At 43.1% G+C, this 21,246-nt stretch carries 25 protein-coding genes and 1 tRNA gene; 11 read left to right on the top strand and 15 right to left on the bottom strand.

What is annotated here, in order from left to right; all coding sequences use genetic code 11:
* Nucleotides 1-4: 4 nt before the first annotated feature.
* From radC to ACMAZD_RS08435, 5 genes are all read left to right on the top strand, one after another.
* Nucleotides 5-472: a RadC family protein gene (gene radC, locus ACMAZD_RS08455; protein ID WP_372099878.1), complete on the top strand. Its 468-nt coding sequence runs from the start codon at nucleotides 5-7 to the stop codon at nucleotides 470-472.
* Nucleotides 469-900 (top strand): DUF2787 family protein, encoded by a 432-nt coding sequence (locus ACMAZD_RS08450; protein WP_435249269.1) that lies wholly within the window; start codon nucleotides 469-471, stop codon nucleotides 898-900. The genes radC and ACMAZD_RS08450 overlap by 4 nt, the downstream gene beginning before the upstream one ends.
* A gap of 79 nt (nucleotides 901-979) precedes the next feature.
* The gene (locus ACMAZD_RS08445) at nucleotides 980-1,420 is read left to right on the top strand and encodes a DUF2787 domain-containing protein (protein ID WP_435249268.1); all 441 of its coding nucleotides are present in this window, start codon (nucleotides 980-982) and stop codon (nucleotides 1,418-1,420) included.
* Between the two features lie 217 nt (nucleotides 1,421-1,637).
* Nucleotides 1,638-2,198 carry a tyrosine-type recombinase/integrase gene (locus ACMAZD_RS08440; RefSeq protein WP_435249267.1) on the top strand — a complete coding sequence of 187 codons (561 nt, stop codon included), beginning with the start codon at nucleotides 1,638-1,640 and terminating at the stop codon, nucleotides 2,196-2,198.
* An 18-nt stretch (nucleotides 2,199-2,216) separates the two neighbouring features.
* Nucleotides 2,217-2,918, top strand: coding sequence for a lecithin retinol acyltransferase family protein (locus ACMAZD_RS08435; RefSeq protein WP_017095377.1), 702 nt, complete (start codon nucleotides 2,217-2,219; stop codon nucleotides 2,916-2,918).
* A 33-nt stretch (nucleotides 2,919-2,951) separates the two neighbouring features.
* On the opposite strand, the gene ACMAZD_RS08430 is transcribed toward ACMAZD_RS08435, so the two are convergent.
* Nucleotides 2,952-3,608 (bottom strand): inovirus Gp2 family protein, encoded by a 657-nt coding sequence (locus tag ACMAZD_RS08430; RefSeq protein ID WP_017095376.1) that lies wholly within the window; start codon nucleotides 3,606-3,608, stop codon nucleotides 2,952-2,954.
* 482 nt (nucleotides 3,609-4,090) lie between these two features.
* Between ACMAZD_RS08430 and ACMAZD_RS08425 the strand changes: the two genes are divergently transcribed.
* On the top strand, nucleotides 4,091-5,242 hold the full coding sequence (locus ACMAZD_RS08425; RefSeq protein ID WP_435249266.1) for a hypothetical protein: 1,152 nt from the start codon (nucleotides 4,091-4,093) through the stop codon (nucleotides 5,240-5,242).
* Between the two features lie 112 nt (nucleotides 5,243-5,354).
* Here the strand turns inward: ACMAZD_RS08425 and ACMAZD_RS08420 are convergent, their stop codons facing one another.
* The 9 genes from ACMAZD_RS08420 to ACMAZD_RS08380 all read right to left on the bottom strand — a co-directional run bounded on the left by ACMAZD_RS08420 (nucleotide 5,355) and on the right by ACMAZD_RS08380 (nucleotide 11,805).
* A complete protein-coding gene (locus tag ACMAZD_RS08420) occupies nucleotides 5,355-5,495 on the bottom strand; it encodes an AlpA family phage regulatory protein (RefSeq protein WP_017095374.1) in 141 nt (46 codons plus the stop codon).
* A gap of 81 nt (nucleotides 5,496-5,576) precedes the next feature.
* Nucleotides 5,577-5,996: a helix-turn-helix domain-containing protein gene (locus ACMAZD_RS08415; RefSeq protein WP_017095373.1), complete on the bottom strand. Its 420-nt coding sequence runs from the start codon at nucleotides 5,994-5,996 to the stop codon at nucleotides 5,577-5,579.
* Nucleotides 5,997-6,016: 20 nt separating this feature from the next.
* Nucleotides 6,017-7,021, bottom strand: coding sequence for an SEC-C metal-binding domain-containing protein (locus ACMAZD_RS08410; protein WP_017095372.1), 1,005 nt, complete (start codon nucleotides 7,019-7,021; stop codon nucleotides 6,017-6,019).
* Nucleotides 7,022-7,078: 57 nt separating this feature from the next.
* A complete protein-coding gene (locus ACMAZD_RS08405; RefSeq protein WP_435249265.1) occupies nucleotides 7,079-8,389 on the bottom strand; it encodes a type II toxin-antitoxin system HipA family toxin in 1,311 nt (436 codons plus the stop codon).
* On the bottom strand, nucleotides 8,379-8,669 hold the full coding sequence (locus tag ACMAZD_RS08400; protein WP_017095370.1) for a helix-turn-helix domain-containing protein: 291 nt from the start codon (nucleotides 8,667-8,669) through the stop codon (nucleotides 8,379-8,381). Before ACMAZD_RS08400 ends, ACMAZD_RS08405 begins: the two co-directional genes overlap by 11 nt.
* A 332-nt stretch (nucleotides 8,670-9,001) precedes the next feature.
* Entirely contained in the window at nucleotides 9,002-9,193 is a 192-nt protein-coding gene (locus ACMAZD_RS08395; RefSeq protein WP_017095369.1) for a helix-turn-helix transcriptional regulator, read from the bottom strand.
* Nucleotides 9,194-9,368: 175 nt separating this feature from the next.
* A complete protein-coding gene (locus ACMAZD_RS08390) occupies nucleotides 9,369-10,610 on the bottom strand; it encodes an integrase domain-containing protein (protein WP_435249264.1) in 1,242 nt (413 codons plus the stop codon).
* 185 nt (nucleotides 10,611-10,795) lie between these two features.
* Nucleotides 10,796-10,872: transfer RNA gene (locus ACMAZD_RS08385), tRNA-Val, on the bottom strand.
* A 264-nt stretch (nucleotides 10,873-11,136) separates the two neighbouring features.
* The gene (locus ACMAZD_RS08380; protein WP_435249263.1) at nucleotides 11,137-11,805 is read right to left on the bottom strand and encodes a DUF2726 domain-containing protein; all 669 of its coding nucleotides are present in this window, start codon (nucleotides 11,803-11,805) and stop codon (nucleotides 11,137-11,139) included.
* 455 nt (nucleotides 11,806-12,260) lie between these two features.
* Here ACMAZD_RS08380 and ACMAZD_RS08375 point away from each other — a divergent pair, with 455 nt between their 5' ends.
* On the top strand, nucleotides 12,261-13,367 hold the full coding sequence (locus tag ACMAZD_RS08375; protein ID WP_435249262.1) for a M20/M25/M40 family metallo-hydrolase: 1,107 nt from the start codon (nucleotides 12,261-12,263) through the stop codon (nucleotides 13,365-13,367).
* Nucleotides 13,368-13,505: 138 nt separating this feature from the next.
* On the opposite strand, the gene ACMAZD_RS08370 is transcribed toward ACMAZD_RS08375, so the two are convergent.
* Both ACMAZD_RS08370 and ACMAZD_RS08365 read right to left on the bottom strand, forming a co-directional pair.
* Nucleotides 13,506-13,928 carry a DUF3859 domain-containing protein gene (locus ACMAZD_RS08370; RefSeq protein ID WP_435249261.1) on the bottom strand — a complete coding sequence of 141 codons (423 nt, stop codon included), beginning with the start codon at nucleotides 13,926-13,928 and terminating at the stop codon, nucleotides 13,506-13,508.
* Between the two features lie 93 nt (nucleotides 13,929-14,021).
* Nucleotides 14,022-14,390, bottom strand: coding sequence for an AAA family ATPase (locus tag ACMAZD_RS08365; RefSeq protein WP_435249260.1), 369 nt, complete (start codon nucleotides 14,388-14,390; stop codon nucleotides 14,022-14,024).
* Between the two features lie 271 nt (nucleotides 14,391-14,661).
* Here ACMAZD_RS08365 and metA point away from each other — a divergent pair, with 271 nt between their 5' ends.
* Nucleotides 14,662-15,603, top strand: coding sequence for a homoserine O-succinyltransferase MetA (metA, locus tag ACMAZD_RS08360; protein ID WP_435249259.1), 942 nt, complete (start codon nucleotides 14,662-14,664; stop codon nucleotides 15,601-15,603).
* A gap of 204 nt (nucleotides 15,604-15,807) precedes the next feature.
* Nucleotides 15,808-16,554, top strand: coding sequence for a type IV pilus biogenesis/stability protein PilW (gene pilW, locus ACMAZD_RS08355; protein WP_435249258.1), 747 nt, complete (start codon nucleotides 15,808-15,810; stop codon nucleotides 16,552-16,554).
* A 127-nt stretch (nucleotides 16,555-16,681) separates the two neighbouring features.
* Here the strand turns inward: pilW and rlmF are convergent, their stop codons facing one another.
* Both rlmF and ACMAZD_RS08345 read right to left on the bottom strand, forming a co-directional pair.
* Nucleotides 16,682-18,004, bottom strand: a complete 1,323-nt coding sequence (rlmF, locus tag ACMAZD_RS08350) for a 23S rRNA (adenine(1618)-N(6))-methyltransferase RlmF (protein ID WP_435249257.1) — start codon at nucleotides 18,002-18,004, stop codon at nucleotides 16,682-16,684.
* A gap of 4 nt (nucleotides 18,005-18,008) precedes the next feature.
* Nucleotides 18,009-18,506: a M48 metallopeptidase family protein gene (locus tag ACMAZD_RS08345; RefSeq protein ID WP_435249256.1), complete on the bottom strand. Its 498-nt coding sequence runs from the start codon at nucleotides 18,504-18,506 to the stop codon at nucleotides 18,009-18,011.
* Nucleotides 18,507-18,659: 153 nt separating this feature from the next.
* On the opposite strand from ACMAZD_RS08345, the gene ACMAZD_RS08340 reads away from it, so the two are divergent.
* Nucleotides 18,660-18,896, top strand: a complete 237-nt coding sequence (locus ACMAZD_RS08340; RefSeq protein ID WP_004734934.1) for a glutaredoxin family protein — start codon at nucleotides 18,660-18,662, stop codon at nucleotides 18,894-18,896.
* 94 nt (nucleotides 18,897-18,990) lie between these two features.
* Here ACMAZD_RS08340 and ACMAZD_RS08335 read toward each other — a convergent pair whose 3' ends face one another.
* Nucleotides 18,991-19,863 (bottom strand): LysR family transcriptional regulator, encoded by an 873-nt coding sequence (locus ACMAZD_RS08335; RefSeq protein WP_435249255.1) that lies wholly within the window; start codon nucleotides 19,861-19,863, stop codon nucleotides 18,991-18,993.
* A gap of 110 nt (nucleotides 19,864-19,973) precedes the next feature.
* Between ACMAZD_RS08335 and ACMAZD_RS08330 the strand changes: the two genes are divergently transcribed.
* The gene (locus tag ACMAZD_RS08330; protein WP_435249254.1) at nucleotides 19,974-21,173 is read left to right on the top strand and encodes an MFS transporter; all 1,200 of its coding nucleotides are present in this window, start codon (nucleotides 19,974-19,976) and stop codon (nucleotides 21,171-21,173) included.
* Nucleotides 21,174-21,246: the final 73 nt, after the last annotated feature.

Here is a 21,246-nt window from a genome sequence, read left to right as displayed (position 1 = left end):
TACCATGCCAAGACACAACTACCCTACTCACCAGCCATCGAGCTTAAATGAGCTGCTTGAAACGGCAGCTGAGGCCCTTGCACAAAAGTACAAGCGCGAAGGGACATTCTCTAACCCGAATAATGTAAAGGAGTATTTAAAGCTCAAGCTAGGATCATACGACCGAGAAGTATTTGCTCTCATGCTGCTCGATAACCAACACCAGCTGATACGATTTGAAGAGCTGTTCTTTGGCACTATCGATGCGGCGAGCGTTTACCCCAGAGAAGTAGTAAAGGCTGCCCTCTATGCCAATGCTGGAGCGGTGATCTTTGCTCATAACCATCCTAGTGGAGATCCTGAGCCATCGCGGGCTGATAGGCGCATTACGACCAGGTTGATCGATGCCTTGTCACTGATTGATGTTCGTGTACTTGACCATATTGTGGTCGGTGAAGACTGCGTCTCTTTTGCCGAAAGGAGTTGGATATGAAAAGTGTTATTGCCCGTTACGAATGTATTTCCCTTTTACCTGAGTTACAGGGATACCTCACTACTGTAATGAGTGTGGCGTCAATTCCAGAGCATGTAGAACGTGTCGCTCTCAACTTTCGCCATAATGCCTATCGACCTAACAAAACAGGTCCTCACCCTGTTGAAGTTCATTTATTCAGAGAGCCGTCAAGTGAGGTATGGAAGGTCGCAACCATGACTAGCTTTGCGTTTCCAAGTAAAACCAGCAATGAGTTAGACGTCGAGCTTTACTTTAATTTCAATCACCAGTGGTTTTATCAACCAGATATTGAGCGGTGCGATCTTAATCAACCTGAAGTCATTGATCTGTTTCAATCATGGCAAAGTTCGTTGGTAAAAGCTTTTCGAAATGGTGGTTTTGATTCCTTCACTGCTACCGCCATCTAACACTCCCCCCAATCAATACATTAATCCTTCAATCATCCATTACTTTCAAAGCGCTGTAAGAAGGCGCCTAGGAGCCCCTATGCCTGTTAAAACATTAACCTCAATAAACGTTACCCCAACCTGCTTGCCATTATCTACGGCTTTCCATCGCAGCCTAAGCCAAGTGCTTGATCAACATCGGGATAAGCAAGGTAATCACATAACGATCAACTTTCGAGACAAAAGCTACAATGCTGAAAATGGTGGTTTTCATCCCGTTGAAATTGCGCTGAACAAAACAGATGAGAATCACTTCTCGATCCTGTACATCACTGACTTTAGTTATTGCGGAGGTCCCTACCCAGAATTAGAAAGAGATCTAGATTTTGATATCGGGAATGGCATGGCATTTTCTCGTTACGGAGGATGGCAAAACATTCGCCAATCTTCTGTGAACGAGTTGTATAAATTGTGGCAAAGCAACTTTGTCGCCTATGTCAGCATGGACGCCTACGACGAAATCGAAGTCAGTAACAACTAAGACTCCCTTAATCCCTTTATTAATCCATCATTTCAACAAACCAATCTAGAACCGAGTTCAACAAACAACATTGATTAGTACACATGAGTACTGATACCGCTGCTTCCCATATTGTTAAAACGGGAAGCTTGAGACCCTTGCTACATAAGGGTTTGGCGGTATCGACCTCTCTGTGCTTCCCAAAACACCCTTCTACAGACAAAAAAGGAAGCTGACTATGGCTGAGGTCCAAGCGATCAAAGACGACGACACCATTCGGCTCATTGGCCACTTACTCGCTATTCGTTGTAATCCGCAAATGGCTGACGTTTGGCACATTGGGCTAAACCTGGCACTACGAATATCCGAATTACTCTCCATCCGCTTTGAAGACATTAATGATGACCGACTCATTATTCGTGAAAGCAAAACAGGCAAGCTGGCGAACATCCAGTTAAACACTAAAGCACGGGAGCATATTGCCAAAGTACAAGAGAAGCACCCTGACCATGTTTACCTATTTCAATCACATCGATGCCAGCAACTAAAACATAAACCACCGCAGCCGATCTCTCGGCGTGCGGTGTCTATGGCCTTTCAACAAGTGGGGCAAGAACTCAAGCTTGCGCTGGGTACTCACTCCATGCGCAAAACACGAGGTTATTTTCTCTACCAATCCACTAAAGATATCGGTCGCGTGATGAAGATGCTACGCCACACTTCTGAGGGCGTGACGCTTCGTTATATCGGTATCACTCAAGATGAAGTCGACAAAGACTTCGTATCACTCGAACTGTAACTAAGAGAGGTTTCTATCATGGAACATTTACAACCTGGCGATCATCTGGTGGTGAACGTTGATGTACTGGGGATTACTGAGCACCATGGCTTATACATCGGAAATGACGAAGTAATTCATCTTTGCGCTCAAGCTAAGCAAGTCATACTCAGTTGCTTAGCTACGTTTTCTGACGATAAAGAAATCAGAGTGAAGCGTCGCGCACCCTATCCACAAGATGCCATTGATTACGCAAAACAGCAGGTAGGCAAACCTGGTTATGATGTAGCTACGAACAATTGTGAGCACTTCGTCAATCGCTGCATTGAACAGCGACATACGTCTAACCAAGTGAGTAGCAGCGGTCATGTCATCGTTCATGTGGCAGCTAGGCAAGGTTTACTCGGTCAATCAGTTAAACAATTTGCCAAAGGCCCGCTAGGCACCATCGCTATCGCCTCTACAGGGGCCAAGTATGCTGGTGAATATATTGGCTTGCCTGATAGTGTAAACACCGTTATCGGGGCTCCTGGGGATCTTGTCGCTAAACCTATTGAGGCTGCATACAAGGGTACCGTTGATACTCTAAACAATACTTACGACAAACTGAGTGATGGTGAAATCATCGGTGCCACTGGCGAGCTGATAACGGGCACAGTAGCGACTGCGGTTGATGTCGTCTTTGCACCCATTGAAGTGGTAGGTATCACCTTGAGTGCGATTAAGTCATGGTTTGATTAATATACTGGAGGGCTAAATACCCTCCATTCATCACTACCGATAACTGGTACTAAAATTACGACGCCCTTCACCGTAATGTTTGGTCTCTTTTTTTGCTAGATAGCTTAGCCGATAAAACAAGTTCTCATATTGGCACGTGAACTCAGGTTTACTTTGATGTAAATAGTACCCGCCATTTTTGGTAAAATGCACCAACCCATCAGTATTGTGATAATCCATACCTAGCGCACTAGCCCAAGCTTCACGAATCATTCCTGCCAAAGTACCTCTCCTCTCCCAGTCACCTAGCTTATGAAATTTCTCTTTGTTAAAAAACAAGACCATGTGGTAATGATCGTTTGCTGATGTATCTCGTTCTCTACACCAAATAAACCGAACTATTGTAGGACGTACCCTTTGTTTAGCTTTGTCGTACCTGTGGTCCATTGCTTTAATTTTTGCTTTAAGCGATTCAGTAAACAGTGAGATTGCACGATCTCTAGATCGACATTGGTTGACGATCTCATCTCGACTCAAACAGTCAAGCTCTTGAGGAGCTTGTGGCATCTTAAGATCAATCCGTACTGCATAGACGCGTTTGTACTCATCACATGCGTGATTCAATGTATCAATTATTTTATCTAAGTATCTTTCATTGTAGTCATTTAAGTTGCCAAGAATGGGCAGCCCTTTGAAGTAGTTGTTGTTCATTTTTACTTACCTATGGTTGGTTATCATAAGTAAGATCTGTTGTATTTATTTACTGGGTTATCAGGTGACCATACTAAGGTATGTTCACTAAGAGAGAGGTATGTATATAACTATACCGACATCGTTTAGGTGTTCCCGCCTCGTAATTCCCTCTTCTATAGCAACAGCAAAAACTCACCTCAAAAGTAGCTTATTTTGGTCTGGCGTTATTGGATGAATTCATCGACGTTACTTCAAAGGCTAACCAATCACCTTGTCCCGTTAATTGTGTTTCACAAGCCAATTAAGCAACACCAAGACAATGATAAATGCACATATCCCCAAAAAAACAGCCACTACCTCAATAGAAACAAGTATTCGCGTCACAAAAGGCAACAAAAAAGACCCAAAAATAAACTAAATAATACGTAATTTATAGTAAAAAAGACACATAAATAACATAATAAACTTAGGGCAAGTCAATAAAAACGAATGGAATAGTCATGAAGAAAGAACCGCTTTTCAAAGCTAGAAGCAAGGATGAGAGCGATTTTTATGTTGCTGAAGTAGCCAGGTTAGTTCGAGATAGAGACTCTCACTCATCGATACAGAATGGTAGTTTAATTGATGCGGAAAACTCATTGCTAACCCATTTTAATGAGACTGAAGCGAGGCAGCATGCAAAGCTTTTATCGCTCATTTATCAAGAGAAAATCAACCCTAGTGACGATGTTTTGGACTGGATTAACTCACCTAGAATTTCAGGCTTTTGTATTATGACGCTTTTGAATAGACCTGAATTTCAGAAGCGGTATTTAGACCAGATGAGCATGATTCATTCATCAAGTTTGTCTCAATATACAACTGAGACGACTTCCAAAAAAAACGTAAGAAATGCACGAGATCCATACAACTTCGATGATTTAGAAAAGCTTCCAGGTAGAAAGACGTACGACATAAATGACTACGATAATGACAAGCTAGCACAACAAGATCATAACGAAAATTTAAGGATGGAGGAGCCTCAAAGGAAGGACTTTATACGCATTAAAGATGAAAGCTTTATCAATTCATTATCTACTGATTTTGATGCCGACACTGTCATTCCTAAAAGCAGCTATGGCTCACATCGTAGTCGCTTCCAAGCCATTCTTAAGGCTTTCTACGATTTAAGTTCAGCTCAAGTAAAGTGCCGTGGTGATAATGATGATTATCGACATTTCAATCTTTCCGAGATTATTTTACGGTTAAAGTTTGACTGGCAACAGGTATTCTTACATGCAAGTCATTCTTGGATTGAACATGACAATGCAGATCAAATAGCATGGCTTCACCACAACCTTCAGGCGAAAGATGCCGAGTTCGAGCTCCCTTGGATCATCACTGACACTGAAAGCCTGCATGATGCACTGCTCACTTATTTAGATTTATCATTCCTACAGCACCCCGAAGATACCGCTAAAAAAATCGAAACACTGAGAAAGGCATGGGTGAGAAAAAATGGCAATGATAATGCTGAAGAGGCTAAAAGCATTGGCTTAAGCAGTAAATCAAAGGCTCAATTAAAAGAGCTATCAAAACGCAAAAAAAAGAGCGAAAGAACGGTAATAAAAGAACTTATTCAAGAGCAACACTCATCACTAACAGACAACTAATATTCCTAAAGTGGAGGCGGCCCAAAGTCGCTTCATCTTTAACAGGCTCTCAGTTATACGGTATGATTTTGGTTTGAAGCCATGCTTGCACTTCACTTTCAAGCCACGCTTTTCACTTACCCATAATGGCGTAGTTGTTAGGAAAGTCACCGGCTTTAATCAAGTTATAAATACTGTTACGGCAGAGTGTTGTCGTTTCCATAACATCGCGTAAGCGCAGGAAACGCTCACTACGATTCTGAATAATGTCCATCATGTTCTCCTGGTTATTGGTTTATCCAGGAAGATGAAATATATCTGTATCCTCTTTGTTTACAGGCTGCCAAAACTACCACTAGCCGATAAACAATGAGGCTGGTACACGAAAACGCGCTGATAGTGCCTTAATGTGGTTGAGCGTTAGACAGCGCTTTCCGCTTAAGATCATCGATACCGTCGATTTGGCACCTATCTCTTCTTTGAAATCACTTAACGTCAACTGGTGCTGATCGATGATAACTCTTAGCATGGCGATGCCTGGCTCAAGCTTATCAATAGTTTGATTAAATTCATTAAACGGCTCCGCTTCTTCATATCTTTCAATCACCGGAAACATCAAGTCGATCACTGGCTGATGAGCATCATAATCTTCGATAAGCACTTCCATCGTGGCAATCAGTTCTTGATATTGTTCTGGTGAAGTAATGCCAGTAATCCAGGGCATAACACTTTGAGCTTTACTGACGGCCTTATCTATCTCTGAAATATTTAACATGCTCTGCCCTTACCTCTTTATTAGACTTCAATCCTGAATTCAAAAGCTTGCTTCATCAATGGCTGCACTTCTACTTTATTTGGCATCCTAAACTCATTGACATGCCTCATTGGCACAACTTTCACAAAGCCCCAAAACTCCAGAAACCGTTTAATAAAACGCGATTCAATCATTGTGCCTAGTAGCTGACTTGGGGACGAGTACTCATCTTCAGGGCATCTCAGCAGTAAGTCAGGGAATGCGGTCATTACCTCTTCAATCAACTGTTCCGTATTGCCATGACTTTGCAAGCGCCACAGCATAAATACCCAGAAGGTTCTTAGATCAATATCGTGCTCCCATCCATCTAGGTAGCCCCAATTGTACTGAGAGGTTGCCGCTTCGAACATAGGGATGAAGAACGCTTGAATGCCGTGTGCTAGGTACTGCTTTTGAGCCGTTTTTTTAACATGATAACGCCCGCTTCGACGATAGATGATACCCGCTATCTCTGCCAGTACCCGGCTGTAATGCAATGCATTAAATTTATCTTCGTTACTGCCTGCATATTCACTGATACTAATATGCCGTTCAAATTGAGATACTGCAAACTCTGGCAATAATTCACTGGCCTGTTTGACGATTATTGTCGGTAAGTTGCCCTTGCTGGTGGCTTTAAATGAGCCATCGTTTTGCATTGCTTCATCCAATATCAATTTTAAGTAACGCATCACCGGGCTGGTCTTAAGATCGTCTGGAGTCTTTATCGTGACCTGTTCCAGTTCCTTGAAAGGTGCATAAAACCAATTACTCATTTGTGTTGGCGAAAGGCCACAAAAGTCAGGATGAGGCCGATCATTAGCCGCCTTCATTTTTTGCTCTGCAACAATATTAAGTTCTTCTATAGACAAGTTAGGGTTCATTGCAGCAACTTGCTCAATATCATCCAGCATTGATGCATGTTGCTTAGATATACTGTTCATGCAGCAACGTTTGTACTTTTTACCGCTGCCACAAGAGCAAGGTTCATTTCGACCTGGTTTCATGTTTTATCTACTCGTCTTATTTTATCTTAATGCTACGCCAACTTAAGAAACGCCATCTCAAACCAGCAATGCCGCATTTTCTTGCTTACGCTCTGCAAGTGTTTTTTCTATCGCTGACACAGTGGTCTTACTCACCCCGTGTTGCTTAGCAAGCTGCCTAAACTGACTAATGGCATCAACTACCTCTTGAATGCATTGCTGTGCTTCCTTCCAATTAGCAAAGCCTGCACTAGCAGCCAGCTTTTGCATCACTTTGAATGGTGGCGCTTTTCCGTAGCCAGCAAAGGCAGTAGCATGCTCGTTAAAAGGGTGAGGGCTAAACGTTACATCGTAAAATGGTGCGAGTTGCCAGCTTCCATTATCTGCCTGTAAAAAGCCCCAGTTCTTACTGTGATCATCTTGGTTCGCGGCAAATAAGTTAAACATTGCGCGACGAAATTGAAGTTGCCCAGCAGCTGGTGACTTACAGAGTTGACGACTGGCTTTAATAAGGTCGCTGTAGTCTAAGCTCGGGCTTCGAAAATCAGCATCCAATAAGCCGCAGGCACTGTGCATATGTAAACGCCCAGCCTTCTCTTGCGCGGGTAAATAATCGAAACGCTTTAACGCAAGCCATGCTTTAGCACCACTACTTGTAGGTGCTTCGATTAACTGCCACGTCGGTGGCTGACATTTTGCCAACCCAGCCATTTCTAAATAGGCCGCTTCACACAAACCTTCTTCGTGGCCCAAGGCTAAGTTCTTAGAAGTAAACTTAACTAACCATGCTTCATCGCCAGGTTGTACATAGGTGCGGCATTGGGTCGCGTCGCCAGCAGGCATATAAATTTGCGCTTTAGGTCTAGCACCGCCAGAGCTACCGACGGCTACCAAGGTTGCTAACACTTGCTGAGTGATACCGTCTAACTCATCAGAGAGGGACTGGTCAAACAAGGTTTGGGCTTCAAGGCCAAGTGTTTCCAAATCAATATCTGAACGATTTTCTAATGAGAGCTCTGATACAGGCGTAAAAGACAATGCCCCCATTCCTTGCTGGCCAACAAAAGCCAGCCTATCCATTGCTGTTACTTGTGCTGGCAAAATACCTTGTTGGCGGAATACTCGATCTTGCAACAGCAAACCCCAACCATCGGGAAGACTATCACCAAAAACGCCGTGAATGCCTTGGTGCGGTCCTTTCGGTGCTTGCTGCAATCGCGCATCATCTTGAAGCGTAAAAGGGGATAAATTGCCAAACCTGCTTATATAGTTTTCATCGTACTGAAAGAAAACACCTTGGCGGTTTTGCGCTAATACACCCACCGATACCGTTTCGCCCGTTGTAAGAGTGCGCTCCACATTCAACTTTTGGATGGATTTAAAGCTCATCTTTAAGCACCTCTTCTATACTGGTCGGTAAAGCGGTACGGTCAGACGTTGTTTGTGTCAATTGATAAAGTCTGTCTAGTGAATCCAGCGACTGCCACAAAAGCAGCAGCTGACGAAATGATATTTGTCCGGTGAGTTCAAACTTTTTTATGGTCGAAGCAGGTACACAACTACGCTGGGCCAGTGCCTCTCGCGATAGCTTCGCTTGTTTGCGTAAGCCACGCAGATGAGTAGCAAAAGCTTGGCTTACATCGGTATCATCTAAAAGTGAAAAGTTCATACGCAGCCTTATTGGATACAGTAATGTCTATTATAGCGTTATTTTGTAATTTATGGATACCATAACATCCATATAGATAGGAATGACTATCACGTAACTGGAGAAGGAAACTCAAAGCTGATACTTTGCATCAGGCAAGGGGTTGAGTTAAGGTAATTCATAACCTAATAGGCTCGTATCTAGGAAGTGAACCACTGGTGGTTGAATTGGTGGTTAATAATTGAAAGCGAAGGCTATCGCGTATGCATCCAATTGATTTTTAATGGATTTAATATTTTAGTCTACATTCAGATCCAAAATGGAGAGTTATTCACTCTCCATCACATCACGAATCAACGACTAACTATCCTATCAAGAATCCAGTCTTGAACCTCACTTTCGACCCAAGCGACAGCTCTGTCACCAATAGGCACCTGTGATGGAAACTGCTGTTTTTCTATAGAGCGATACATTCCCGACCTTGATAAGCCAGTCATTACTAGTACTTCATTGAGACGGATTAAGCGAGTGGTTACGTTTGACATATTGACACCTTACAAGTGAGTGGATTTCACTTAAATGACATATGTCTGAAATTATTTAGGTTATATGCACCATAGAAAAGCCGTACCCTATGCCTATGCCCAGCCTTTAAATTCAGTAAAGGCCCTTTGTGACGCCGTAACATGGATTTGCTGAGATCAAATTACATACTTCCTATTAACCCACAACCTTAAGGCTCTTTTTACCACTCATCGACAAGCTCCCCTTTGCAGCTTCTTCAATGTGATCACTCCACCACGCCATGAGAACTTTACGACGTTCAAGGTAATCTGTGCGATTGTATGCGCTTCTTACCTTATCTCTATCCACATGAGAAAGTGCAGCTTCGATAATGTCTGGGTCAAAGTTCTGTTCATTTAGAGTGGTACTGGCCAATGCGCGCAAACCATGAGACGTTTGCCTGCCCTTCATGCCCATTCGTACCAATGCTTTATTTGCTGTCTCTTTGTTGATGTGATTGTTGTTACTTTTGTCTGCTGGGAAAAGAAATTCACTATCCCCCGTGATGAAATCAATCGTCTCTAATAGGTCTAAAGTTTGTTTTGTTAAAGGAATGGTGTGCATTCTTCCCTTTTTCATTCGTTCAGCAGGAATGACCCAAAGCCTCTTTTCTCTGTCAATTTCATCCCAACGTGCTCCAGCCGTTTCAGAGGACCTTGTCATGGTGTGAAGTTGCCATTCTAGCAAGCAGCGAGTGATGAGTTTAATGGATGCGTAGTTGATTGTCTTGAGGAGCTCTGGAAGTTCATCGGGTGCTAACGACGCTTGGTTAGTTACCTTGGCAGTTTCAAAAGCTTTACCAATACCTGCGAGCTTGTTGTGCTCAATCACACCGGTGTTTACTGCAAAGGTCATTATCTCATTGAGGTTGCGACACAAGCGCCCTACTGTTTCTAATTTACCTTGGTTCGCAATAGGTTTAATGGTTTTAATCGCTTGTGGTGCCGTAATGTCACCAAGGGGGAACTTACCAAGATCGGGCAAGAGGTACTTCTCAATTCGTTGCTTTAACTTTTTAGCCGTTTGCTCTTTGACGCTTGTTTTCTTCACTTCAATCCAATCATCAAATACCAACTGTAACGTATTCGACAATTCTAACTGTTTTTCTTTAAGTGTAGTGTCACGGTGCTCTTTAGGGTCAATATCATCAGCAAGTAGTTCTCTTGCTTCAATAGCTTTAGTTCTTGCTTTAGCTAGTGAGATGTCAGGGTACTTACCCAAGGCTAGGTTCAAGCGCTTTCGTGAAATGGGATGATAATAAGAAAAACGCCATAGCTTTGTTCCTATAGGCTTAATCTTCAATGATAAACCATCACCGTCACCTAAATTATATTCTTTCTCTTTAGGCTTTGCTTGTTTAACTTGAGTTGCCGTTAAAGGCTGTACTTTTTTCGCCATCGTAATCCCCTGAAGTAACCTCGAAATTGCTTAATTCTTAAAAGACTACTTCAGAGATTACTTTAAACGGTGGATTTTACAACATACTATGGAATCTTATGGAACTGTAAAATAGCTAAGCGTCTGATAAAGCAAGGAATTACAGGCACAAAAAAGCCCACACTAGGTGGGCTTTCTTTTTAATTTGGTGCCCGCTACTGGACTCGAACCAGTGACACCTTGCATGTCATGCAAGTACTCTAACCAACTGAGCTAAGCGGGCAATGCTGTGAAACTTATCTAACCGCTTTACTAAGTGGCTAACGCTTCAGAACGAGATGGATAATAGCGAGTGAATGGGTAGCGTGCAAGGATAAATTTGCATAAAACTGATCGTTTGCTTTTAAAAACAACAATCAGAATAAATTTTAAACACAAAGCAGATCAATGGCTTGAAGTAGATCACATTTCGCCTCTACTTCAATAGCTACATACATCTGCCTGTTTCGTGTCTTATTCCTCAGATGAAACGTTTTGACTCAAGATATTAGTTAGAATCGTCATCCACATCGAACACAACATTGTAGTTCTCGGTGTAAGTACAATTAGGTTGACGGCTACATGTGAAGAAGCGTCGGCCTTTATAATCACCTTGGCTTGCCAGCTTGATGATCATCGGGCTACCGCACTTCTTACAAAATCGAACTTCTTTCGATGGTTCAATAAGGTCAATATGAGTTGCCAATAACCTTTTCAAACGACTCACTTGGTAGCTGTGTTTTACCGATGTACCAATCAAAGGTAAGCCTGCCGATTTACACACGTGTATTAGAAGCTTCTCGCGATCTACCTTGCCCTTGTTCAGCTCTTTGCCGTTGTCGAGCTCGATGATGACTCTTGGCTCTAATGTACGCGGGTCACACACCACAAAGTCGAAATAGCTTCGAGCGATTTTATTGTTCGCGATGAACCAGTTTTTCTTGGTATTCGATTTTGCAGGCGCAAGTACGTTTGCCATGTTCACTTTTGCAAACACCACACCGTGATTGCCCACTGCAGAGATCAAGGCCGTATAAAAGGTGGCTTGCTGTACGTTGAGCAACGCCCCTTTCTTTTGGTAAGCGTGGTCTTTGGTGTCGTCGTGTTTAAACACATACTTTTGAATAAAGTAAAAGAACACAACAAGAACTACTACAACGATAAAAATATTAGTCATTTTTTAATGCAATCAAGTAAATAGGGAGATTAGAAGAGTTTGTAGCCTAAGTAGAAAGCCTGCATGTAGCAAGAAAAAGAAAATCAATTACTAACAAACATCACGCCCTTTCAAGCCTGATAAGGAGAAAGTACCACTTGATGAGTTCGACATAGCTCGCCAATTCGATCATTCTAGGAATATTTATACCCTAGCTTAATGTAAATCAATTTGCGTACATTCATGATCACTTAGATTGAAAAGCGTTAGGCCAATGTTAATACCCCGAGCCCTAGACAGATTAAAATGTTGCCAGCTCGACGATATAAATAAGATTTTTCTAATTAAATAGAATAGTCAGGCAACTTTCTTGATTTAACTCAGGCATTCATCTGGCACATTGGCGTTATAGTAATTTTCCTGTTCCTATAGCCGTGACTTCTGACGAACGAGCGGAAACATAATGAGAATTAACAATGACCCAAATTAATGAACAACGTCTTGTCGACCATTTCTGCGATCTTGTGAAAATCGATAGTGAATCACGCAACGAGAAAGCCATCGCGGAAGCACTGGCTGAGCAGCTAGGCGAACTAGGTTTTGACGTACATAAACTGGCTGTACCTGAAGAAGTGTCGAACGGTTTCAACATCTACGCTCGTTTAGATGGCACACTTCCAGGTAGCACAGTATTCAGCTGCCACATGGACACAGTTACGCCAGGTATCGGCATTGAGCCAATCATTGAAGACGGCATCATCCGATCTAAAGGTAACACGATTCTAGGCGGCGACGATAAATCTGGCATCGCAGCTATTATGGAAGCGGTTCGCGTAGTCCAAGCTGAAGGCCAAGCACACAAAACCATCGAAGTCGCCTTCACCGTATTCGAAGAAGGCGGTCTATTCGGTTCTCTGAACTTCGATATGTCTTACATTCAATCTGAGCACGCTGTCGTTCTAGATACAGGCGGCCCGATTGGCACTATCGTCAATGCAGCACCTGGTCAGCAAAAAATTGTTGCGAAGATCAAAGGTCGCCCTGCTCACGCTGGTTTAGCACCAGAAGAAGGCATCAGCGCAATTCAAGTGGCTGCAGACGCAATCACCAAGATGAATCTGCTTCGCATCGACGAAGAAACGACAGCAAACGTCGGTATCGTTGAAGGTGGTCAAGCGACTAACATTGTAATGCCAGAGCTTAAAGTCGTAGCAGAAGCGCGTTCACTGAACGATGAGAAGCTAACAGCGCAAGTTGAGCATATGATTTCGACATTCCAAGAGAGCGCGAAGCAGTTCGGTGCTGAAGTGGAAATCGAATCGACTCGTGTTTACGATGCATTCGTGATTGCAGACGATCACCCGCATATTCTTTCTATCAAGTCAGCATTCAAAAAACTTGACGTAACGGCAAATACCAAACGCACTGGCGGCGCTAGCGATGCAAACAACTTCAATGCGAAAGGCCTAACAACGGTTAACCTTTCTACTGGTATGGCGAAAGTTCACACCACTGAAGAGTACATTGCAGTGAAAGACATGGTCGCAATCACTGAGTTTGTTGTCGCTTACGTAACACAATAATCTTACTTGTAAGCTAGGTGGTAAAAGCCATTTAGCTCATATCAAAAAGCCGAGTCGTGAACTGACCCCCATGAGGTGCGACTCGGCTTTTTATTGTCTTGCGTTTAGCCCAAAGCTAACGTCTACCAGAAATTTCGTCTAAAATCCTCTACGCTTCCAGAACTGGCTTTCGTTTTTGCCAACTAAGTCAAATGTCTTGTCGGCTATGATGTTTCCTTTTAGCTCAACCGTCATACGCCATTTACCGAGTTTGTTCGAGACAGGAGCCCAGATTGTGTCGCCTAAGTAGAAGTCCCAATCGTTGTTGCCGACGTATTCTTCCCCATCAAACGGTTCTAACACGTCACCTTTGTCTGTAGTGATATCTGGGTGATAGATGCAGTAACGGATTTTTTCACCTTTGGCCTTTTTGATATTCAGAATGTAGCCAAACTCGACGTCAATTTCTGCGTCGACAATGGTGGTGAACTCTTGGATTTTTGGTAGGTCTTTAGATTTTGAATCCCATGTGGAGTAGATACCATAAGAGGTCATGTCGACCACAACTGAGCGCTTTGCCATTTCAATCTTTACCTTGGAGTTATTCTTTGAGCTTAATATTGGTCGTTGTGTTCAATTCGTTAGCCAGATAGTCGTTAGCAAAAAAGCGCAGGGCTATTCTTGCCAATCTTTGGCCATACGCTTAATCACCGATGGTTCGATATCGTGAATGCTGCCATATTGCTCTCGGCAGACTTCGATAACCAAATCTGCTTTGTATTTGAGTGCAAGTTGGCGATAAGCCTTCATTTCCCACTGTTTGATGAAGGTATTCGATACCACAACATCAAGCCCCTGCTTCAAACTACCTTCCGTCGTGTTCTGACACCACTCATGCGCTTGCTGCAATTGCCTAGGATCAAAATGATACTCACCTTGCTCATTCACGTAATACATATCCGCTTCGACATGTAATGCATCGTAGGTCTTTGCTTTTGTTGACTTGCCCGAGCCAGGCAACCCTCTAATGAGTATTAACTTCATCTGTTACTTTACAGGCTAATTCGAAAACGTAAGTTTATCTCAAATACTATCGAGTTGCTCCGATAACTCCTCTAATCCTACAGACTTGAGCCAATCAATTCCCCCTACACGAATGTATGAAAAAACACAGCTGTACCTAGCAAGCTAAGTATTGCTTCTGATAAAAAACACAAATAATTTACATCTATCCATTTTGTATATCGACAAGCGTATCAAACTACTATAGATTTAGAAGTATAGACGTCTAAATATCTAGCTTAGGGAGAAAGCTGTGCCTATTCGCATTCCAGACCAATTGCCAGCATCTGATGTTCTTCGTGAAGAAAACATCTTTGTTATGCCGCTATCAAGAGCATCGACACAGGAAATTCGTCCACTTCGAGTCTTGATCCTCAACCTAATGCCTAAGAAAATTGAAACTGAAACTCAATTCTTACGCCTACTATCAAACAGTCCATTGCAAGTGGATGTTGAGCTGCTGCGCATTGATGACCGACCAAGCAAAAACACACCGACTGAACACCTTGATAACTTCTACCGCCAATTTGAAATGGTCAAAGGGAGAAACTTTGATGGATTGATCATCACTGGAGCACCGCTTGGCTTGGTTCAATTTGAAGATGTGATCTACTGGGACCACCTAAAAACCATCATGGAATGGGCAAACAAGCACGTGACCTCAACCTTGTATGTGTGTTGGGCGGCTCAGGCGGGCTTAAAACTGCTGTATGATTTGCCAAAGCGCACTCGCAAAGAGAAACTTTCTGGTGTTTATAATCACGAGATACATAACCCATACCACCCTCTTCTGCGTGGCTTTGACGACTCATTTTTAGCGCCCCACGCACGTTATGCCGATTTTTCACAAGAATACCTAACCGACCATACTGAATTGGATATTCTCGCAACATCTGACGTTGCGGGTGTTTATCTAGCTGCAACCAAAGATAAGCGAAATGTGTTTGTCACCGGCCACCCAGAATACGATGCGCATACATTACACGGTGAGTACGTTCGTGATTTAGGGGAAGGCCTGGAGCCGACGATTCCTATCAATTACTACCCGAACAACAATCCAGATAATAAGCCAGTTGCAAGCTGGAGAAGCCATGGACACTTGCTGTTCTCCAATTGGCTAAACTACTGCGTTTACCAACAAACGCCTTACGATCTGGATCACTTCAGCGAAGACAACTTCACTAAAGACGATTAAACGTGAGTTCGTTGTAATCAACAGTTCGTAGTAATTAATAATTCGTTGTAACCAATCTTGATAAAGCCGCACTCGGTAGGTTGTTGATAAAACAGCTAATTGAGTGCGGCTTTTTTATGGTGTGTGCCTCGCATTCCATAATAGATTTACCACTTCGACGACTGCGATTTCATATGATGGGTTGGTGTTCATAAGGAGCCGCACATGCCTGCCAAATCGTTGTTTTCATATCCACAACTATCAAATCTCGCGCTACTCGCCTCATTCTCACTGGCTGGCTGCGTTTCTGTGACGGAAGGACCACCTAAGATAAAAAGCGATCCTATTGCGATGTCTGAATCTCGAATCGAGTTAGGCTTAGGATATATGGGGCAAGGTAACATGGTAAGAGCTAGAGAGAATCTTGAGCTCGCCGTTAAACATGCGCCAAGTTACTATCGCGCACGCCTTTCCATTGCGCACTATTACGAACAAGTTGGGGAAGTTGACGAAGCAAGAGACGCCTATAAGAAAGCGCTGAGGTTAGACGCAAGAAACGGCAACGTATTGAACAACTACGGTACATTCTTGTGTAAACAGGGCGAATACGAGCAAGCCGATAAATACTTTAACCGTGCCATCGACCAACCCTATTATTATCTGGTATCTGCCAGTTATGAAAACGCGGCTTTTTGTGCGTTTAAGGCCGGAGAGGTAGAGCAAGCAAAATACTACTTCTCTCGTGCGATTGACCACGATCCAAACCGCGTAAAATCAATTCTCCAGCTCTCTAAGATAGAAGTCAGTACTGAGGATTATAATGATGCACGGCTGCGCCTGTTTAAATTCCACCAACGTTATGGCTATCAAGTCCCCTCACTTCAAATCTTAATCGAACTAGAAAAGAAAACCGGTAACGGCGCATTACAGCAGAAGTACCAAAGTGAATTAGACGAGCTACTTTCTGTTTAAAGCAGCTTACGGTTAAGATATTGGATGATTAGATGATTAGATCAAAACGGGCTTGCTGAAAGTATCGGCAAGCCCGTTGTTCATTTGGGAGGTCGGTTTTAAACCAGTCACTTCAGTTTTGGATTCGTTATTTCAATTCGATCCATTGTTGACGCTGTTCGTCGTCCATAAATGTCCAAGCAACGAAGCGACTGACTTTTTGCCCTTGCGACATCTCAACCACTTTCACTTTTTTTGCTCTCAGCTTGCCAAGTTCTGAACGAATCATGTCTACGTTGTCTTTCTTAGAAATCAGCGTCGTAAACCACAAGACTTGCGTCGAGAACAATTGACTCTCTTTGGCCATTTTCAAGATAAACGCGGCCTCACCACCCGGACACCACAACTCGGTTTTCTGACCACCGAAGTTTAATGTTGGTTTGCTCCCTGCATCTACGGCATTCTGCGCCGTCTTCTTGTTTTTACGCTCAGGCTTAAACGGTAAGCCTGCTTTCTTCGCTCGATTGGCTGCTAAGTTATCTAGCTTACGTTGAGAACCTTGCTCAGCTTCTTCTTGTGAACCATGGAAAGGAGGATTACAGATAGTGACATCGTAACGCTCATTATCCTTGATCACACCTTTAAAGATGGATTCAGAGTCTGCTTGCAAACGACTGCGGATCTTACCTTTTAGGTTTGCATTACTTTCTGCCATAAAGTTCGCCGCTTTCACTGAAACAGGATCCACATCCGTACCAGTACAACGCCATTTATACTCTGTCGCACCGATGATTGGGTAGATACAGTTTGCACCAACACCGATATCTAGCGCTTTAACAGAAGCATGGTTATAAGATTCACCTTGGCCATCGCTATTCAGGATATCTGCCACTCTGTGGATGTAATCAGCACGTCCCGGAATAGGCGGACACAAATAACCCGCAGGAATATCCCAATGCTTCACACCGTAGTGATGAGCAAGTAAGGCTTTGTTCAAAAGCTTGACTGCCAGAGGATCAGAGAAGTTAACCGTATCTTCCCCTACAGGGTTCTTAATCAGATGTTCTTTCAACTCAGGCAGTGCCGCGACCAACAGGTCAAAATCGTATCGGCCTGTGTGTTGGTTTCTTGGGTGCAATCCGCCTTGAGGCTTTTCAGTCGAGCGTCTTTTCTGAGCTGCGTTTTTGTTAAAAGCAGTTTTATTAAAAGAACCCTCATTCGATGACCCTTTATTCGCACCCTGTTTACCTTTACTATTTTTTGCAAAAGGTCGCTTTGCATTGTTGTTGCCAGCGTCTTTAGGGGCACTATTTTTACGGCTTTTGTCAGATGTGTTCTTTGTAGAAATACGCTTGTCGCTGCTTGGCTCAGCTGTGCTTGGCTTAACATCAGCTTGGTTATCTTTAGTTTGTGCTGATGAGGTACTGTTCTTCGACAGGCTTAGCGTAGTTCTGTTTTGTGATTGGCTCATTGGGCTACTTCTTTAAATCTAAATACATCATGAATAAACGGGCATCTAACTCAAGTTGGTGATAGTCCGGTTCCATGTGACAGCATAGTTGGTAAAAAGCTTTATCGTGCTCTTTCTCTTTAATATGCGCCAGTTCATGAACCACCAGCATTCTCAATAGAGGCTCTGGTGCGTTCTTAAAAACACTCGCTATGCGAATTTCATTTTTCGATTTGATCTTTCCACCGTGATTCTTCGCAACGTAAGAATGAAGGCCTAATGCATTATTGATTAGGTGTATCTTCCCGTCGTACATTACTTTGCTAATGGGCGGTGTTTTTTTCATATAGCGATTTTTTATCTCAATCGCATAGTCAAATAAGGCTCTCTCGCTCTTTATCTCATGATTATTTGGATAACGAGCTTCAAACCAAGGCACTAACTTATCCGACTCAAGTAACTGAGTAACAGGATCAATAATGTGCTTGGGATAGCCTTGAATATACCGCAAAGAAGGATGCATGCTGAAAGACCGTATCGGTTACACCACGACAATACGTTGTGGTCTTGAAATTTGAGCCGCATAGTGTAACTGATCACACTTTTCTAATCACCTAGGATTCGTTACACTTTAGCGAGATTCACCAAGAGCTACACTCAAAAAGAGATTGTAAAAATGAAACGTGTTGTATTGTACGTCGCTGACAAATGTCCGCACTGTAAAGATGCCCAACGCTATCTGGACTCAAAGAAAATTGAATATCGCCTCACGAATGCAAAAATGCAGCGTGGTCGTAAAGAATTGCAGGCAATGGGCGCGCGCTCTATCCCTGTACTGAAAATCGGTGATCAAGTGATGGTCGGTTGGAATCAGAAGAACTTCGATAAGATGTATAACTCAAAGAACACATAATGTGGCCTTAGAGCTTAATACTTCTATACAACAAAGCCCGCAGATCCAACCAAGGATGTGTGGGCTTTGTTTTTTCTGGTCGAGCCTCACTTAATCACACATACTGCTTTACGAAATCAATAAAGGTTCGGTCTGCCTTCGACAAATAGCCTTCTTTTCTCCATGCTAAAGAGAGATTCAGTTTCACCGGATCTTTAAATGGCACGCCGACAACATCTGCTTCATACTCTGTCACTAAACTGAGTAACGCAGTAATGGCGAACTCTCGTTTTACAATAGATAGAATCATCGGGAGTAAATTGGTTTCGAATGCGATGGTCATGTCTAGATTGAACTTTTTACAGGTCGCATCGATAAAGTCACGGTGGAAATAACCCGACTTGAACATGATCAGTTCTTGAGCGAAAAACTCTTCAAAGGTGATGGATGGTTGCGTTGCCAATGGGTGATCTTTACCAACGACGGCTAACATTTCTGAACTTAATAGGTGGTCAGTTTCAAGATCATCAGGCACGTTTTCATGATTGATAACCCCAATATCAAGCTCACCGTTTAATAGCATCTGCCGAATCGAAGCGGTACCTGCATCTATAATCGTCAGTTTTAAGTTTGGGTATTGGCTTTTAAACGCCATCACCACTTGTGGGAAAAAGTAACTCCCCATCATGCTTGGCGCCCCTAAACGAACCTCTCCTTTCTCTAACCCCTTTAACTCGTTCATTGCGAGTTGAGCATCATCAAACTGTTGAGCAATTCTCTTGGCATGCTCGAACAACACCTTCCCCTCTTCCGTTAAGGTGACGGATTTGTCTCCGCGACGGAACAGAATTAACTCCAATGTTTGCTCAAGTTTCTTGATGGAAATACTCAATGCAGGCTGTGCAATATGCAGCATTTTTGCGGCCTGAGTAAAGTTACCAAACTGAGCAACGGCCAGAAAATGTCGAAGGGGTTTTGATTCAAGCATGTCGATATATTTTATATATTGAGGTTATATCTTTAATATATTTCTTTAATCATACCCGTACTGATAACTTGTTCACAAATAGCTTACTAACTCGTACAGGCACAACATCAATGTTTGATAAAGGCAGTCCTCAGTACAAACGAATCACCCGATCATTGGCAATGGGCTCGTTCATCATTTTTTGTAACCTTTATCTCTTTCAGCCAATTTTGCCGCACATGGCAGAGCACTTCCAAGTATCTGAAACTCAAATCAATTGGTTATTTGCCGCAACGACATTAGGACTTTCGATTAGCTTAGTACCCTGGGCAATTGCATCTGAAACCTTTGGTCGAAAACCTATCATTCTATTCAGCTTATTTGCGATTCCTGTGATTGGATTGAGCATGGTGTTCACGACAACCCTGTTACAACTGGTTATTGCGAGAGCTTTCATGGGCATTGCTGTCGCCGCTTTTGCTGGTGTCGCGGTTGCCTACATGGTGGAAGAGTTATCACCCAAAGCGTTTGCGGTCGCGATTGGTGGCTATATTGCGGCCAACTCATTAGGTGGTATCTTCGGACGTGTATTAGGCGGCTTAATCACAGACTATTTCGATTGGCATGCGACGGTGGTATTTTTCGTGGTCGGATCTTTACTTGGTGCACTCTATATTGCGTATAGCCTGCCTGACCAACAAAACTTCAAGCCACAGAAAGGGCTGTTCTTTCATCATAACCGCTCGGTAGTGATGCATTTAAGAAACCGCACCTTGTGGCTCGCGATGTTGATTGGGGGCGCTAACTTCGCGCTATTCGTTAACCTGTATTCAGTAATGGGCTTTAGGTTGGTATCCGAACCTCACTCAGTACCTGTTGGTTTGGCTTCACTCATATTCCTATGTTACTTGGCCGGAACGGTAAGTTCTAAACTCTCTAACAAATGGACACTTCATTTTGATCCGTTAAGCGGGATATTGATGGGCGTGTGTATCAGCTTAATCGGAATGCTAATTTCTGCCATCGACAAAGTCCCGTTCATACTCGCTGGTTTACTACTGATAAGTGGCGGTGCCTTCTTCGCCCATACCCTTGCCTACTCTTGGGTAAGTCAAAAAGCACCGAGCGCTAAGGCCACAGCAACCGCACTATACTTAGTCCACTATTACATAGGCGGGAGCTTGGGGGGGTTCTTACTCTTGCACTGTTGGCAGCTGTTTGGCTGGAATGGTGTGATCGCAGGTGGTTCTATCTTCTATGTCGCAATATTTGCTTGGGTCTATCAATTGAAACAGCTTCAGGTATTAACCTCGAAACTAGCTGAAGCTTAAGTAACACAAACTGCCTGATTGAATTATTGCTTTTGATTAACGTCCGTTCTGATATCCTACGCAAAATTTCATT

The sequence above is a fragment of the Vibrio sp. nBUS_14 genome (assembly GCF_051201655.1).
GTDB lineage: Bacteria > Pseudomonadota > Gammaproteobacteria > Enterobacterales > Vibrionaceae > Vibrio.
This window is presented reverse-complemented; position numbering and strand designations above follow the sequence as displayed.